At 54.0% G+C, this 14,917-nt stretch carries 16 protein-coding genes; 12 read left to right on the top strand and 4 right to left on the bottom strand.

What is annotated here, in order from left to right:
- The first annotated feature begins 203 nt into the window (after nt 1-203).
- The 12 genes from phnF (at nt 204) to phnE (EIP93_RS05270) (ending at nt 10,361) form a co-directional block, all read left to right on the top strand.
- The gene (gene phnF, locus EIP93_RS05215; RefSeq protein WP_164498023.1) at nt 204-917 is read left to right on the top strand and encodes a phosphonate metabolism transcriptional regulator PhnF; all 714 of its coding nucleotides are present in this window, start codon (nt 204-206) and stop codon (nt 915-917) included.
- Nucleotides 918-1,364, top strand: coding sequence for a phosphonate C-P lyase system protein PhnG (gene phnG, locus EIP93_RS05220; RefSeq protein ID WP_125232388.1), 447 nt, complete (start codon nt 918-920; stop codon nt 1,362-1,364).
- Entirely contained in the window at nt 1,364-1,939 is a 576-nt protein-coding gene (gene phnH / locus EIP93_RS05225; RefSeq protein WP_125232389.1) for a phosphonate C-P lyase system protein PhnH, read from the top strand. The genes phnG and phnH overlap by 1 nt, the downstream gene beginning before the upstream one ends.
- A complete protein-coding gene (locus EIP93_RS05230) occupies nt 1,939-3,015 on the top strand; it encodes a carbon-phosphorus lyase complex subunit (protein WP_125232390.1) in 1,077 nt (358 codons plus the stop codon). The genes phnH and EIP93_RS05230 overlap by 1 nt, the downstream gene beginning before the upstream one ends.
- Nucleotides 3,008-3,862 carry an alpha-D-ribose 1-methylphosphonate 5-phosphate C-P-lyase PhnJ gene (locus EIP93_RS05235; protein WP_109225429.1) on the top strand — a complete coding sequence of 285 codons (855 nt, stop codon included), beginning with the start codon at nt 3,008-3,010 and terminating at the stop codon, nt 3,860-3,862. The genes EIP93_RS05230 and EIP93_RS05235 overlap by 8 nt, the downstream gene beginning before the upstream one ends.
- On the top strand, nt 3,849-4,613 hold the full coding sequence (gene phnK / locus EIP93_RS05240; protein WP_039506316.1) for a phosphonate C-P lyase system protein PhnK: 765 nt from the start codon (nt 3,849-3,851) through the stop codon (nt 4,611-4,613). Before EIP93_RS05235 ends, phnK begins: the two co-directional genes overlap by 14 nt.
- A 62-nt stretch (nt 4,614-4,675) precedes the next feature.
- Nucleotides 4,676-5,389: a phosphonate C-P lyase system protein PhnL gene (phnL, locus tag EIP93_RS05245; RefSeq protein ID WP_125232391.1), complete on the top strand. Its 714-nt coding sequence runs from the start codon at nt 4,676-4,678 to the stop codon at nt 5,387-5,389.
- Nucleotides 5,376-6,512, top strand: a complete 1,137-nt coding sequence (gene phnM / locus EIP93_RS05250) for an alpha-D-ribose 1-methylphosphonate 5-triphosphate diphosphatase (protein ID WP_125232392.1) — start codon at nt 5,376-5,378, stop codon at nt 6,510-6,512. The genes phnL and phnM overlap by 14 nt, the downstream gene beginning before the upstream one ends.
- Before the next feature lie 152 nt (nt 6,513-6,664).
- Complete coding sequence (gene phnC, locus EIP93_RS05255) at nt 6,665-7,492, top strand: phosphonate ABC transporter ATP-binding protein (RefSeq protein WP_107332426.1); 828 nt, start codon at nt 6,665-6,667, stop codon at nt 7,490-7,492.
- 51 nt (nt 7,493-7,543) lie between these two features.
- Nucleotides 7,544-8,476: a phosphonate ABC transporter substrate-binding protein gene (gene phnD, locus EIP93_RS05260; protein ID WP_125232393.1), complete on the top strand. Its 933-nt coding sequence runs from the start codon at nt 7,544-7,546 to the stop codon at nt 8,474-8,476.
- Between the two features lie 126 nt (nt 8,477-8,602).
- Nucleotides 8,603-9,463 (top strand): phosphonate ABC transporter, permease protein PhnE, encoded by an 861-nt coding sequence (phnE, locus tag EIP93_RS05265; RefSeq protein ID WP_125232394.1) that lies wholly within the window; start codon nt 8,603-8,605, stop codon nt 9,461-9,463.
- A 1-nt stretch (nt 9,464) separates the two neighbouring features.
- Nucleotides 9,465-10,361 carry a phosphonate ABC transporter, permease protein PhnE gene (phnE, locus tag EIP93_RS05270; protein ID WP_125232395.1) on the top strand — a complete coding sequence of 299 codons (897 nt, stop codon included), beginning with the start codon at nt 9,465-9,467 and terminating at the stop codon, nt 10,359-10,361.
- A gap of 407 nt (nt 10,362-10,768) precedes the next feature.
- On the opposite strand, the gene EIP93_RS05275 is transcribed toward phnE (EIP93_RS05270), so the two are convergent.
- The 4 genes from EIP93_RS05275 to mutH form a co-directional block, all read right to left on the bottom strand.
- Nucleotides 10,769-11,830 carry an NADP(H)-dependent aldo-keto reductase gene (locus EIP93_RS05275; protein WP_103861202.1) on the bottom strand — a complete coding sequence of 354 codons (1,062 nt, stop codon included), beginning with the start codon at nt 11,828-11,830 and terminating at the stop codon, nt 10,769-10,771.
- A 207-nt stretch (nt 11,831-12,037) separates the two neighbouring features.
- On the bottom strand, nt 12,038-12,256 hold the full coding sequence (locus tag EIP93_RS05285; protein WP_029368132.1) for a YgdI/YgdR family lipoprotein: 219 nt from the start codon (nt 12,254-12,256) through the stop codon (nt 12,038-12,040).
- A gap of 174 nt (nt 12,257-12,430) precedes the next feature.
- Entirely contained in the window at nt 12,431-13,147 is a 717-nt protein-coding gene (locus tag EIP93_RS05290; RefSeq protein ID WP_103861201.1) for a TerC family protein, read from the bottom strand.
- 483 nt (nt 13,148-13,630) lie between these two features.
- Nucleotides 13,631-14,326, bottom strand: coding sequence for a DNA mismatch repair endonuclease MutH (gene mutH / locus EIP93_RS05295; protein WP_010282867.1), 696 nt, complete (start codon nt 14,324-14,326; stop codon nt 13,631-13,633).
- Between the last annotated feature and the right edge of the window lie 591 nt (nt 14,327-14,917).

Here is a 14,917-nt window from a genome sequence, read left to right on the forward strand (position 1 = left end):
ATCGTACAATATTTATACCCGTCATACTTCAAGCTGCTTGTGCGTTGGCTGCCCTTACTCACCCCAGTCACTTACTTGTGTAAGTTCCTGGGGATTCGCGCGGTTGCCGCCTTCACGCAACTCGAATTATTTAGGGTATACACAGGTTAGCGTTCTCCTTCCAAATCGTATTAATGCCCCGTGTTTCTGGGAGATTTTTTATGATGCAGTTGTCCAGACATCCGACCACTCTCTATCAGGCGATTGCTGCCCGATTAGAAGAAGAGCTACGCGAGCGCTACAAATGTGGCGACTATCTCCCCTCTGAAAGACAGCTGGCTACGCACTACGCCGTTAATCGCCATACGTTACGCCGGGCGGTGGATGATTTGGTGAAAAAAGGGCTGGTTCAACGCCGTCACGGCGTGGGGATCTTGGTGCTTATGCGGCCTTATGACTACCCGCTGCATGCGCAGGCCCACTTTAGCCAGAACCTGTTGGATCAAGGCAGCAGTCCCTCCAGCGAACGACTCTTTGCCATGTTAAGCCCCGCCAGTCAGGACATCGCCACTGCGCTGGGCTGTAGTGAAGGCGACAACGTCATCCATTTGCGCACGCTGCGCCGGGTGAACGGCATACCGGTCTGCGTCATTAACCATTTCCTGCCCAACCTTTCCTGGTGGCCGCACCTACAGCAGTTCAATTGCGGCTCGCTGCATGATTTTATTACCGAGCAACTTAATCAGGTGCTGATCCGCACGCAAACGCGCATCAGTACGCGTCTGGCTCAGGCTAAAGAGAGTCGGCTGTTGGAAATCGACGCGCAGGCACCGCTGCTGTGTTTGCGTACGCTGAATAAAACCGCAAGCGGTGAGATCGCCGAGTACTCCGTCAGCCTGACGCGCGGCGATATGATCGAACTGACGCTGGAGCACTAGATGGATACGCTAACACGCCGTCAACACTGGCTCTCGGTGCTGGCATTCAGCCCGGTGGTCGAGCTGGAGAAGCGCTGGCAAACGCTCAATTTACACCCGCAGTACGCCCTGCTGCGCGCCGCCGAAATTGGCCTGACTCGCCTACAGGCGAGAATGGGGGGAACGGGTAAACGCTTTGTACTGGGCGATATGACTATCACTCGTGCCGTGGTGCGCCTGGCTGACGGTACGTGCGGTTACAGCTATGTGGCCGGGCGCGATAAAACCCATGCCGAGCGCTGTGCCGTTATTGATGCTCTGTTGCAACTGCCGGAAAGCCACGATCGGTTGCAGGAGCATCTTATCAAACCTCTGGCGGCGCAGCGTGCCGCGCTGTGTGAACAGCGCGCGCGTGAAATTGCCAGCAGTAAGGTCGATTTCTTCACGCTGGTTCGCGGAGATAACTGATGTCTATACAGGCGAGCTTTGCGCAGCCAGTGGTTGACGCGCAGTGTGCTTTTCGGCGCATCCTCAAAGCCGTTAGCGAACCGGGCATCACGGTGACCTTACCGTTACAGCAAGGATGGGGGCGGCTCTCTCCTGCCTCGACGGCGGTGATGCTGACGTTGGTCGATCGCGACACACCGCTCTGGCTGGATGATGCATTGAATGATGAAACCACCCGCAGCAACCTGCGTTTTCATACCGGTGCGATAGTGACCCGCGATGAGTCGGCGGCCTTCGCCTTGCTGCACGTTTCGTCGGCCATCGCGCTGTCGCAGTTTTCTGCTGGTGATGTCATGTCGCCGGAAAAGAGTACCACGGTCATCATCGACGTCCTTTCTCTGACCGGAGGTACGCCGCTGCGCCTGAGTGGGCCGGGGCTGGAAAGCTCACGCCTCGTGGATCCGCAATTACCGCCGGACATGCTGCGCTATCTCTGTCACCGTCCCGATCCCTTTCCGCAAGGTATCGATCTGATGTTCACCTGTGCCGATGCCCTGATGGCATTACCGCGCACGACGCACGTGGAGGTCTGCTGATGTATGTCGCCGTGAAAGGGGGAGAGAAAGCGATCGAGAATGCCCATCGCTTACAGGACGATCTACGCCGTGGGGATCGTGACACCCCGGAGATTGGCTGTCAGCAGGTTGAGCAACAGCTTGGGCTGGCGGTCGATCGCGTGATGACCGAGGGCGGAATTTACGATCGTGAACTGGCGGCGCTGGCGATCAAACAGGCCAGTGGCGATGTGGTGGAAGCCATATTTCTGCTGCGTGCGTATCGTACGACGCTGCCGCGTCTGGCTGACAGCCTGCCGCTAGCGACGGCAAACATGCGAATTGAGCGGCGCATTTCGGCGGTTTACAAAGATGTGCCGGGCGGACAGGTTCTCGGCCCTACCTACGATTACACTCACCGTTTGCTGGATTTCACGCTGCTTGCCAACGGTGATACACCTGCGCCGCTCGTTGCGGATGCACCGCTGGAAGCAACGTGCCCACTGATATTTGATCTGATGACCCGCGAAGGTTTTGCCGTCAGGGAAGAGGATGATGGCAGTGAGCCGTGTGATATCACCCGCGATCCGCCGAGTTATCCCGCCCCGCGTTCGGCGCGCCTGCAACAGCTGGTGCGGGGGGACGAAGGCTTCCTGCTGGCGTTGAGTTACTCGACACAGCGCGGCTATGGCCGCACGCATCCCTTTGCCGGAGAGATCCGTACGGGCTTTGTCACGGTAGAGATTGTGCCGGAGGAGCTGGGGTTTCCGCTGGACATTGGCGAAATCCTGCTGACCGAGTGTGAAATGGTCAACGGGTTTACCGACAGGGATGGGGAAGCACCGCACTTTACCCGAGGCTACGGGCTGGTGTTTGGACGCGCAGAGCGTAAAGCCATGTCGATGGCCTTGGTGGATCGTGTGCTGCAAACCGCAGAGCATCACGAACGGGTGACCAGCCCGGCGCAAGACGAAGAATTTGTGCTGTCGCATGCGGATAACGTTGAGGCGGCGGGGTTTGTCTCTCACCTCAAACTACCTCACTACGTCGATTTTCAGGCAGAGCTGGAGCTATTGAAGCGTCTGCGTCAGGAATATCAGGAGGGCAAAGATGCATGAGTTAAGCGGCTATAACCCTGGCTATCTTGATGAGCAAACCAAACGCACTATCCGGCGCGCTATTTTGAAAGCGGTGGCGATTCCCGGCTATCAGGTGCCGTTTGGCGGACGAGAAATGCCGATGCCGTATGGCTGGGGAACCGGCGGAATTCAGCTGACCGCCAGCCTGATTGGTGAAAACGATGTGCTGAAAGTGATTGATCAGGGAGCGGACGACACGACCAATGCCGTTTCTATTCGACGTTTCTTCCAGCGCGTAAGCGGGGCGGTGACCACCGAACGTACCGTTGAGGCCACGCTGATTCAAACGCGTCACCGTATTCCTGAAACGCCGCTGAAAGAAGATCAGATCCTGATCTATCAGGTGCCCATCCCCGATCCGCTGCGTTTTATTGAGCCGCGTGAGGTCGAAACGCGCAAAATGCATGCGCTGGAAGAGTACGGTGTCATGCAGGTGAAGCTGTATGAAGATATCGCCCGCTATGGTCATATTGCGACAACCTATGCGTATCCGGTGAAGGTGAACGATCGCTATGTGATGGATCCGTCGCCCATTCCAAAGTTTGATAATCCCAAAATGCACAGGATGCCGGCGCTGCAACTGTTTGGCGCAGGCAGAGAAAAACGCATTTACGCTCTGCCTCCCTACTGTGATGTGAAAAGTCTGGATTTCGACGACCATCCGTTCAGCGTTCAACGCTGGGAAAAACCCTGTGCGCTGTGCGGTTCGCACGACAGCTACCTTGATGAAATCGTGATAGATGATGAAGGATCGCGTCTGTTTGTCTGCTCCGATACCGACTATTGCCGTCAGCAGCAGGAGAAACAAAACCATGAACCGCAGTGAACAGCCGCTGCTGGCGGTCAATAATCTGACGCACCTTTATGCGCCAGAAAAGGGCTTTGAAGACGTCTCGTTTGAGCTTTTTCCGGGGGAAGTGCTGGGGATCGTCGGTGAATCGGGCTCGGGAAAAACCACGCTATTACAGGCTATCTCGGCACGTTTAACGCCACAACAGGGAACGATTACTTATCAGGGGCGTGATTTATATCGTCTGAGCGAAAGTGAGCGGCGACGTTTGCTGCGCACCGAATGGGGCGTGGTGCATCAGTATCCGCTTGATGGCCTGCGTCCGCAGGTTTCGGCCGGTGGCAATATTGGTGAACGGCTGATGGCAGCCGGGCAGCGCCACTACGGCGAGATTCGCCAGCAGGCAAGCCAGTGGTTACAGGACGTTGAGATCCCGGTTGCGCGCATTGACGATCTGCCTACCACCTTTTCTGGCGGTATGCAGCAGCGTCTGCAAATTGCCCGTAGTCTGGTGACGCGCCCCAAATTGGTCTTCATGGACGAACCGACCGGCGGCCTCGATGTTTCCGTACAGGCTCGCCTGCTCGATCTTTTACGTACTCTGGTGCGTGAACTGAATCTGGCGGTGGTGATCGTGACGCATGATTTGGGCGTCGCGCGAATGCTGGCTCACCACCTGATCGTGATGAAACAAGGGCGGGTTGTCGAAAGCGGCCTGATTGACCGCGTATTGGACGATCCCAGACACCCTTACACGCAACTGCTGGTTTCGTCAGTCCTCAACTGATGAAGCCTCGCGAATCCTGCGCCAGCGCGGGGGAATCAGGTTGTAATCAATCGGAATACGCCATGAACACACAGCTTCGCGTTGAGCATCTTTATAAAGTCTTCGTGTTACACAATCAGCACGGTGTTGCTTTGCCCGTGTTGCATGACGCTAATTTTGAGGTCAATGCCGGGGAATGCGTGGTGCTGGATGGCCATTCCGGCAGTGGTAAATCCACGCTGCTCCGTTCGCTGTATGCCAACTACCAGCCTAACCGCGGCCATATTTGGGTAAAGCATCACCATCACTGGGTCGACCTGCTGAACGCCCCCTCACGGCAAATTCTTGCCATTCGCCGCGATACGATTGGCTGGGTCAGCCAGTTTTTGCGGGTGATTCCCCGCGTCTCTACGCTGGATGTCGTCATTCAGCCCCTGCTGGAGCGCGGTCTGGCGCGTGCCGAGTGTGAGGATCGCGCCAGACAGTTGCTCGCCCGGCTCAACGTACCAGAACGACTCTGGTCGCTACCGCCATCGACCTTTTCTGGGGGGGAACAGCAGCGGGTGAATATTGCCCGAGGGTTTATCGCCGATTACCCCATTCTCCTGCTGGATGAACCGACCGCGTCGCTGGACAGCGGCAATAGCAATGTGGTGGTTCAACTGATTGAAGAGGCCTGTGAGGGCGGGGCGGCGATTGTCGGCATTTTCCATGACAGTGCGGTGCGTAACCGGCTCGCCACGCATTTACACGCCATGCAACCTTACCCCGGGGTGCAGCAACATGATTATCAATAATGTCCAGTTGGTATTGGAAAATGAGGTGGTTTACGGGTCGCTGGACGTGCAAGACGGCGTCATTGTTCACGTCAGCAGCTCACGTAGTCAGCAGCCTGGGGCTTTTGATGGTGAGGGGGGATTTCTGCTGCCGGGGCTGGTGGAGCTGCATACCGATAATCTCGATAAGTTTTTTACTCCACGGCCAAAAGTGGATTGGCCAGCCTACTCGGCCATGAGCAGCCACGATGCGCTGATGGTGGCGAATGGTATCACCACCGTGCTGGATGCGATTGCCGTGGGGGATGTGCGGGACGGCGGCCATCGCTTCGATAATCTCAATAAAATGGTTGGGGCGATTCGTCAGGGGCAGGAAAAAGGGCTAAACCGCGCCGAGCATCGGCTGCATCTGCGCTGCGAACTGCCGTATGACGCCACGGTTCCGCTGTTTGAACAGCTGATGAATGCCCCCGACCTGCTGCTGGTGTCATTGATGGATCATTCGCCCGGCCAGCGTCAGTACACCTCGTTGCAGAAATACCGCGAGTATTTTCAGGGAAAATATCATCTCAGTAACCCACAGATGGACGCGTTTGAAGAAGAACAGAGGGGGCTGGCTGCTCGCTGGTCTCAACCCAATCGTCTGGCGATCGCGGCGCTTTGCCGTGAAAAAGGGATCGCATTAGCCAGCCATGATGACGCCACGGTAGAACACGTTAACGAATCCCTTCAGGTGGGCTGTGCGATTGCTGAATTTCCGACTACCGAGGCGGCAGCAAGAGGCTCACACGACCGCGGATTGCTGGTGTTGATGGGTGCACCCAACGTGGTACGCGGCGGCTCGCATTCGGGCAACGTATCCGCCAGCCAACTGGCGCAGCAGGGGCTGTTGGATATTCTCTCTTCCGATTATTACCCTGCCAGCCTGCTTGATGCCGCATTTCGTCTGGCACAGGATGAGAGCAATCCTTACGACTTGCCGCGTGCCATCACCTTGCTGACACGCAATCCCGCCCGCGCCATTGGGTTACACGATCGCGGTGTGATTGCTGAAGGAGGACGTGCCGATCTGGTTCTGGCCCATACGCTTCACGGCCATGTTCATATTCGTCATGTGTGGGCAAAAGGGCAGAAGGTGTACTAATCGATTGATTTGCTTCGTTGCGGGTTTTGGCGCGGCTAAGGATAGCCTCACAAATCGTTTCAATTGGTCATTATTTAATCATTTGTTATTCATTAAACCATCATGCCATCTGTTCTTAATGAGGGGGCTACCTCACCACAGTGGATATCAAGATGGCACAGGCACTATTGAAATCCGGCCTTGAATTCAAAACGCAGTTGCAGCCCGTTCGGCCGCAAAAGGTGCTGTCCGTTCGCGGCGTGGGGAAAGCATGGTCTCCACAACACCGGGTGCTGGACGACATTAACTTCGATCTGCACACGGGAGAATTCGTTGCCGTCATTGGCCGTTCCGGGGCAGGAAAATCGACGCTGCTGCATCTGTTAAACGGCACAATTTCAGCCTCCGGCGGCGAAATTATCGATTATAGCGCTGAGCCGCCACAGGATATTATCAAGCTAAGCTCGCGCCAGATACGCCAATGGCGTGCCCATTGCGGCATGATTTTTCAGGATTTCTGTCTGGTTCCGCGGTTGGATGTCCTCACCAATGTCTTGCTGGGCCGCCTTAGCCAAACCTCCACGCTCAAGTCACTCTTTCGTGTGTTTTCCGACGAGGACCGCGCTCGCGCCATCGAGCTGTTGCAATGGTTAAACATGCTGCCACAGGCGCTACAGCGCGCGGAAAACCTCTCTGGCGGCCAGATGCAGCGTGTCGCTATTTGTCGGGCCCTCATGCAGCAGCCCAGAATTTTGCTGGCCGATGAACCGGTCGCGTCGCTCGATCCCAAAAATACCCGCCGCATTATGGATGTCTTACGGGAAGTGAGTCAGCAGGGGATAAGCGTGATGGTTAACCTGCACTCGGTGGATCTGGTGAAGCATTACTGCACGCGGGTCATCGGGATCGCTCAGGGACGCATTGTTTTTGACGGGCATCCAACGCGATTGGATGAGCCGCTGCTTCATACGCTGTATGGCGATGAACTGAACGCACATTAGTGCGATGTGCGTTTAACACGATGGCTTTTGACACGAGAACAGGTGATAACAATGAGAAAGATCTTTGGTTTGGCGATGATGTTAACCAGCTCACTGACCGTCTTCAGCGCGACGGCGGCGGGGATGCCCAAAGAGTTGAATTTGGGTATTTTGGGCGGACAAAATGCGACACAGCAGATCGGTGATAATCAGTGCGTCAAACAGTTCCTTGATAAAGAACTGGGGGTTGAGACCCGGTTACGTAACGCGTCTGATTACTCCGGCGTCATTCAGGGTCTTTTGGGGGGAAAAGTGGATCTGGTCCTGAGTATGTCGCCGTCGGCTTTCGCCTCGGTCTATCTGAAAGATCCTAACGCAGTGGATATCGTCGGTATCGCCGTTGACGATAAAGACCAATCACGCGGCTACCACTCTGTGGTGGTGGTCAAAGCCGACAGTCCTTACAAAAAGCTGGAAGACCTGAAAGGGAAATCCTTTGGCTTTGCCGATCCCGATTCAACCTCGGGCTTTCTGGTGCCCAATCAGATTTTTAAACAGAAATTTGGTGGGAATAACGATAACAAATACAACAATTTCTTTTCCAGCGTGACGTTTTCTGGCGGCCATGAGCAGGACATTCTGGGTGTACTGAACGGCCAATTTGACGGTGCCGTCGCCTGGACATCAATGGTGGGCGATTACAACACGGGCTATACCGCCGGCGCTTTTACCCGCCTGATACGCATGGATCATCCGAATTTGATGCAGCAGATCCGTATTATCTGGCAATCCCCGCTGATCCCGAACGGCCCGATTCTGGTCAGTAACAAACTGCCCGCGGATTTCAAACAGAAGGTCATTACTGCGGTGATGAAGTTGGATAAAGATCAGCATGAATGCTTTACCAAGGCGATGGGCGGGACTCAGCATATCGGCGCGGCAAGCCTGAATGATTACCAGCACATCATCGACATGAAACGTGAACTGACGAAAGGCAATCGCTGATCGAGCATAGGTGCTGCGCCGTTCCCTCAACGCCCGTTCGGACGCGACATCGAACGGGCGGCAACATTTTCAGTCCGCTCATCAAAGTCAGGGTAGGACGTATCGCCCGGCAAACAGGACACTGCTTTGAAGAATGACTTTGAGCACTATTATCAACAGATCAAAGGGCGACAAAAGCGCGAGGCGCTACTGTGGTCTTTGCTGCTAGCCTGCCTGTTTCTGGGGGCGGGCAAGGTCGCTGAATTTAGCCCCGCGACAATCTGGCATTCTCTGCCGAATTTTTTCAGCTACTTGCACGATACGCTGCCTGTTCTGCACTGGCAGCACCTTCTGGCGAACGTTCACACCGAAGGTTCTTTGGCTTATTGGGGATATCGCCTGCCGATACAGCTGCCGCTGATCTGGGAAACGCTGCAAATGGCGCTGGCTTCCACGATCGTTGCGGTGGCGGTTGCCACGATACTGGCATTTTGTGCCGCCGCGAATACGCAAAGCGCGATGCTGCTGCGTGTGACTATTCACGCGCTGGTGGCTTTTTTACGCACCATGCCGGAGCTGGGTTGGGCGGTGATGTTTGTCATGGCTTTTGGCATCGGTGCCATGCCCGGCTTTATTGCGCTGGCGCTGCACACCGTTGGCAGCTTAACCAAACTGTTTTATGAGTCTTTGGAAAGTGCGTCCGATCGACCGGTACGCGGTCTGGCAAGCTGTGGTACCAACAAGCTCCAGATTATGCGTTTCGCCTTCTGGCCACAGGTAAAGCCGATTTTTCTCTCCTACAGCTTTATGCGCATGGAGATTAATTTCCGTTCCTCAACCATTCTTGGCCTGGTCGGCGCGGGTGGCATCGGTCAGGAACTGATGACCAACATTAAGCTCGATCGCTACGATCAGGTGAGCATGACCTTATTGCTGATTCTCGTGGTGGTCTCGCTGCTGGATGGTTTATCCGGCTATCTACGCCGCCGTGTGGTAGAAGGACAGTGACATGAGAACCGTGACGTCGCCTGATGTCGATCAATTGAAAAAGCAGCATCCCGACCTGTTTCGCATACAGCCGCGTTATCTACGCCGAATTGCACTGCTGGTGCTGGCCGTCACGCTGTATTACCTATTCTTTTTCCAGACCTTTGGCATCAGTTGGCAGCAGTGGATCAATGGCTCGGCGCAGTTAGGGCGCTATTTTTTACGCATGTTTGTCTGGCATGATTTTCTCAACTGGCCTTTTCGTTACTACCTGTCGCAAATTGCTATCACGCTGTCGATTGTGTTTGCGGGGACGGTAACGGCGACCTGTATCGCGTTGTTACTCTCCTTCTTTGCGGCGCGTAACATCATGCAGCGTCGCGGATTACGGCCCATTGCCCTGCTGGTGCGGTGCTTGCTGGACATGATGCGCGGTATTGATATGGCGATTTGGGGGCTGATATTCGTGCGAGCCGTCGGACTGGGGCCACTGGCGGGGCTGTTGGCTATCGTGATGCAGGATATTGGCCTACTCGGCAAGCTCTACGCGGAAGGACATGAAGCTGTCGAACGTTCACCCGGACGAGGCCTGAGCGCGTTAGGGGCGAATGCGCTGCAAAAACACCGCTTTGGTATCTTCACGCAGTCGTTCCCCATCATTCTGGCGCTCAGCCTCTACCAGATTGAATCGAATACCCGTTCTGCCGCTGTATTGGGTTTTGTCGGCGCGGGAGGCATTGGGCTGGTGTATGCGGAGAATATGCGCTTATGGAACTGGGATGTGGTGATGTTTATCACCCTGATTTTAGTCGCGATAGTGATGGTGATGGATGGGATATCGTCTTGGTTGCGTAAGCGCTATATCACCGGCAAAGACGTCCCGCTGTTTCAGCCAAAAGACAGCGCCGCCCATGATTAAGTGTCCACTCTTCTTCGGTGAAGGCGCCTCTTATACAAAATTAATGTAGGGTGCAAAGGGGGTGGGTCGTTATCCGGCGTAAGAAATTATGCAGCGGTGGGCATGACTGCCGAGTGAGCGGCATGGATGCCGCGAAAGCTAGTGCCGCGTCGGGAGCGCGTCACTGGCGGCTCGTCTAGCGGTCATGAGCACCGATGGCATCGCGCAGCGATATAATTTAGCCGGAAAGCCTGGGTTCTCAGGGCGGCGGCGACTGAGCGCCCTGAGTCGGGCGCGTGCTGCGACGTAGCATGAAAATGGCGGTATTGTGGCGCACGAAACCATCTCCGCATCTGCATAAAAATGTGACTAAGAGGTTGTTTGTGAAGGAGGAGGTTCGGGGCTCATGTAAGCCCCGAATTTGTCGTTTACGGTGCCGGGAACGTGAAGCGGCGGTGGATCGCTTCCAGCTCGTCAAGGATCTCGCCGTCCAGCGTCAGGTTCTGGCTGTCGAGGTTGATTTGCAGCTGTTCCAGCGTCGTCGCGCCCAGCAGCGTACTGGCGACGAACGGTTGCTGGCGCACAAACGCCAATGCCATTTGCGCCGGATCCAGACCGTGCTTTTGCGCCAGCGCCACGTACTCGGCAACCGCTGCCTGAGCCTGTGGGCCGGTATAGCGGGTGAAGCGGCTAAACAACGTGTTACGCGCATTTGCCGGTTTCGCGCCGTTCAGGTATTTACCCGTCAGCGTACCGAATGCCAGTGACGAATAGGCGAGAAGTTCCACGCCTTCATGCTGGCTGATTTCCGCTAAGCCGACTTCAAAACTGCGATTCAGCAGGCTGTAGGGGTTCTGAATCGACACGATACGCGGTAAGTCATGTTTTTCCGCCAGATGCAGATAGCGCATCACGCCCCACGGGGTTTCGTTGGAGACGCCGACGTAGCGGATCTTACCGGCACGCACCTGCTCATTCAGCGCTTCCAAGGTTTCCAGCAGCGTCACGACCGATTTGTCGTCAGTATATTGCGGTTTGTCATCAGTATATTGATAGTTCAGCTTGCCAAAGCAGTTGGTCTGGCGCTGTGGCCAATGCAGCTGATAGAGATCGATATAGTCGGTGTTCAGGCGTTGCAGGCTGGCATCCAATGCGGCACGGATGTTTTTTCTGTCCAGCGCCTGCTGTGGCCGAATGCTGTGATCGTTTCCGCGCACGGGGCCGGAGACTTTACTGGCCACAATCAGTTTTTCACGTCCACCACGGGATTTCAGCCAGGAACCGATATAGCTCTCGGTTAGTCCCTGTGTTTCTGGGCGCGGAGGAACGGCGTACATTTCTGCTGTGTCAATCAGGTTAACACCTGCGGCAATGGCGTGATCTAACTGGGCATGAGCGTCTGCTTCGTTGTTCTGTTCGCCAAAGGTCATCGTACCAAGACCCAGCACGCTCACTTCTAAAGAACTATGGGGAATACGGTGATATTGCATTGCCAGCTTCCTTATGTCTGAAAATAGCAGGCGCATTTCCCGTCATTTCCGCATGATTTGCTGCGATTCCAATGAGTTTGGGAAGACACACCTGAATTCGACTATAAACGAAGCCGTGGCGAGTGGGGAAGTCTCTTCTGTTGCCCTTCGGCAGGATTTTGCCGAAGAGCGTCGTTCGAGGGGGGAAATATCAGGCTAACGTTGCCGTTAGCGCTGCACGATCTGGGAGACTTGATCGCTGTTGATTTGTTTCTGATTACCTTGCTCATCGGTATAGCTGAGCAGCCCGGTATCTTTATCCAGCACGGGTTTTCCCTGCGTCAGGAGCATCTGCCCCTCTTTTGTCGCCATCACGTAGTCACTGGAACAGCCCGCCAGGGTGAATAATAACGCCAGTGTGATTGCCATTTTCATCCGTACTTTCATTATATTAACCCGTTTATCAATGCCAAAACCTAAGGTGAGTCTAGCAAATGGTTGCAGGGGATAACGTAGGAATAATGGAAAAAATGTGTTTGGAGGGTATTAATTTTGTGTAATCAGGCGGCAGGTCGCCGCCTGATTAGGACGCCTTTATCGTGAGCGCTCGCTATGCGGCGATCAGTGTGTCGTTTTTTCTTTTTTACTGCGCAGCAGGTTTAACGCCTCGACGGACATCGAGAAGAACATGGCGAAGTAGATGTAGCCTTTCGGTACGTGAACGTCGAAGCTTTCCAGAATCAGGGTGAACCCGATCAGGATCAGGAACGACAAGGCCAGCATTTTGACGGACGGATGGCGTTCGACAAACTCGCCGATAGGGCGTGCAGAGAACATCATCACGAGAACGGCGATGATGACCGCTGCCATCATAATAAACAGATGGTCAGACAGGCCGACGGCGGTGATAACCGAGTCCAGGCTGAAGATAATATCCAACAGCATGATCTGCACAATCGCGCCAAAGAAAGAGTACACCTTGGAAGTCTGTTCTTCTGAACCACCTTCGACGGTTTCGTGAATTTCCATACTCGACTTCCAGATCAGGAAGAGTCCCCCTAAGAGCAGGATCAGGTCACGAGTGGAGATTTCATTGCCTGCGACGGTAAACAGCGGGTCGGTCAGACGCATAACCCAGGCAATAGAAGCGAGCAGTCCCAAACGCATTAACATCGCACCCATCAGCCCGATGCGGCGAGCTGTGTTTTGCTGTGCTTTAGGCAGTTTGGCGACAACCAGAGACAGGAAAATAATGTTATCGATCCCAAGAACGATTTCCAGAATAGTCAGCGTTCCCAACGCTAACCAAGCGTTCGGATCAACAATCCAATCAAACATTATTTCAATACACCTTAAACGAAACGTAAACGATATTATACTCTGCCAGCTTAGTGCGTAGGCAAGCGAAAGTGTGATGTCGTGAAAATATACTCGTCATACTTCAAGTTGCATGTGCGTTGGCTGCGCTACTCGGCACACTGGCGTGTGCCTCGCCCCGTTGGGGCCGCTGCAAGCAGCGTTCAAACCTGCTAAAGGCAGGTTTGTCAGTCACCCGAATCACTTACTTGAGTAAGCTCATCGGGATTCCCTCACTTGCCGCCTTCCTGAAACTCGAATTATTTAGAGTACATAACTGTCATACTTCGCATTGCGGCCGTGTGCTGGCATCCCTTTTGTTCTGGGGCGGAGTCAGGCTTTTCCCAGATCGGATTCCCTTGTCGCACGATTGCTGCGTAATCGAGTGCGGCGTATAAGGCTAGTGTACGATGAAGTGAGGCACTGACGAAGCATCGTGCTAATAGAACATTGCGCTAATGAAATTCAGCTGCTGAGCTGCATAAAGTGGCGGGCCAGTAGCGGTGCGGTAAAGGTTTTTTTCAGGTAGAACCCGCGCGGTAAGGTCAGAATCGGTTGACCGAATTCGCCAATTGCCTCGGTTAATGCCCGGCTATTTGCCGCTTTGGGGCGTAACTGTAGTACTTCACCGTGTCGGGCCGTGATGCTTTCTACCCGACCAAGCACGATCAAATCCATCAACTCTTCCCAATCGCAGCGCAGTTGTTCCTCTTCTTCTTCATTGGGGCTCCAGATCAGCGGGGTGCCAATACGGCGTTCCCCCAGCGGAATGTGCCGCGAGCCTTCTACCGGAATCCACAGTACCCGCGCGAGCTTGTGTCGTACGTGGCTGCTTTCCCATGTCACACCGCTGTTGCCTGTTAACGGTGCGACGCAGACGAACGTGGTTTCCAGCGGTTTACCCTGTTCATCAATAGGAATGGTTTTTAGCTCAACGCCGATGTCGGGGAAATCCTGCTCGGGCTTGCTGCCTGCGCTTGCACCCAGAAAACGCTCCAGCAAGATACCAATCCAGCCTTTATCACGTTTCAGGTTGGCAGGAAGGGGCAGGCGAGCGATGTCCGCTAATTCCGCGAGATTATAACCCGCGAGGGATTGCGCGCGCTCCAGCAACGTGTGCTCACTTGGTGGCGCAGTCGTGTGAACCGTGGGTGAATTCATAGCGTATAGCTCGATGTTTTTCCGCTCAAAAAAAATACAATACGTGGAGAATACCAATGCACAGCCTGGAGGTCTGTGGAGAAAAACAATAATAGCATGATTCGTAGCGCTTTTTTTTAGTGTGATGGCGATCACTTAACACCGTTTTGCAAACTGTGCACGTATAGCCACCGACAATAAACAGGATCTTACACTAGGTTATCCACAGATTTCTTGGATAACCCACATAAACATGAATTACTGGTTCGATTTACAGCCTTGACGCCCGGCCTTTTTGCTGTTTTTGCCTATTTATTGCCTGACTTTGAGGCATTCCCTGTGGATAAAATCGGCATAGTGCGATCTTTCGCCAATCTTGCGTTGTACGCCATTTGAACAAAAAATAAGGGGTCGCCATTTCAAGTAAAAGGGTTTGTAATTTTATGAATAAAAAGCACTATTTTTTAATTCGCATTAATATTTTTTCTTCATGAAAAATGAGTTTTACTCACTTCTTCATGGGTTCTGCACAAAGATGTCCACAGAAAAAGTGAATAAATTACCGATTCTGGTCTTCACATGTTTATAACTTTGATCTTATCTGTGGGTTAT

Source organism: Pectobacterium versatile, from assembly GCF_003932035.1.
Taxonomy (GTDB): Bacteria; Pseudomonadota; Gammaproteobacteria; order Enterobacterales; family Enterobacteriaceae; genus Pectobacterium; species Pectobacterium versatile.

Excerpts from the sequence above, each read along its gene's own strand:
- phnE (WP_125232395.1), top strand. The coding sequence starts at position 9,465 with ATGAGAACCGTGACGTCGCCTGATGTCGATCAATTGAAAAAGCAGCAT.
- EIP93_RS05230 (WP_125232390.1), top strand. The coding sequence starts at position 1,939 with ATGTATGTCGCCGTGAAAGGGGGAGAGAAAGCGATCGAGAATGCCCAT.
- phnK (WP_039506316.1), top strand. The coding sequence starts at position 3,849 with ATGAACCGCAGTGAACAGCCGCTGCTGGCGGTCAATAATCTGACGCAC.
- phnL (WP_125232391.1), top strand. The coding sequence starts at position 4,676 with ATGAACACACAGCTTCGCGTTGAGCATCTTTATAAAGTCTTCGTGTTA.
- phnD (WP_125232393.1), top strand. The coding sequence starts at position 7,544 with ATGAGAAAGATCTTTGGTTTGGCGATGATGTTAACCAGCTCACTGACC.
- phnG (WP_125232388.1), top strand. The coding sequence starts at position 918 with ATGGATACGCTAACACGCCGTCAACACTGGCTCTCGGTGCTGGCATTC.
- EIP93_RS05235 (WP_109225429.1), top strand. The coding sequence starts at position 3,008 with ATGCATGAGTTAAGCGGCTATAACCCTGGCTATCTTGATGAGCAAACC.
- phnM (WP_125232392.1), top strand. The coding sequence starts at position 5,376 with ATGATTATCAATAATGTCCAGTTGGTATTGGAAAATGAGGTGGTTTAC.
- EIP93_RS05285 (WP_029368132.1), bottom strand. The coding sequence starts at position 12,256 with ATGAAAGTACGGATGAAAATGGCAATCACACTGGCGTTATTATTCACC.
- mutH (WP_010282867.1), bottom strand. The coding sequence starts at position 14,326 with ATGAATTCACCCACGGTTCACACGACTGCGCCACCAAGTGAGCACACG.
- EIP93_RS05275 (WP_103861202.1), bottom strand. The coding sequence starts at position 11,830 with ATGCAATATCACCGTATTCCCCATAGTTCTTTAGAAGTGAGCGTGCTG.
- EIP93_RS05290 (WP_103861201.1), bottom strand. The coding sequence starts at position 13,147 with ATGTTTGATTGGATTGTTGATCCGAACGCTTGGTTAGCGTTGGGAACG.
- phnC (WP_107332426.1), top strand. The coding sequence starts at position 6,665 with ATGGCACAGGCACTATTGAAATCCGGCCTTGAATTCAAAACGCAGTTG.
- phnH (WP_125232389.1), top strand. The coding sequence starts at position 1,364 with ATGTCTATACAGGCGAGCTTTGCGCAGCCAGTGGTTGACGCGCAGTGT.
- phnF (WP_164498023.1), top strand. The coding sequence starts at position 204 with ATGCAGTTGTCCAGACATCCGACCACTCTCTATCAGGCGATTGCTGCC.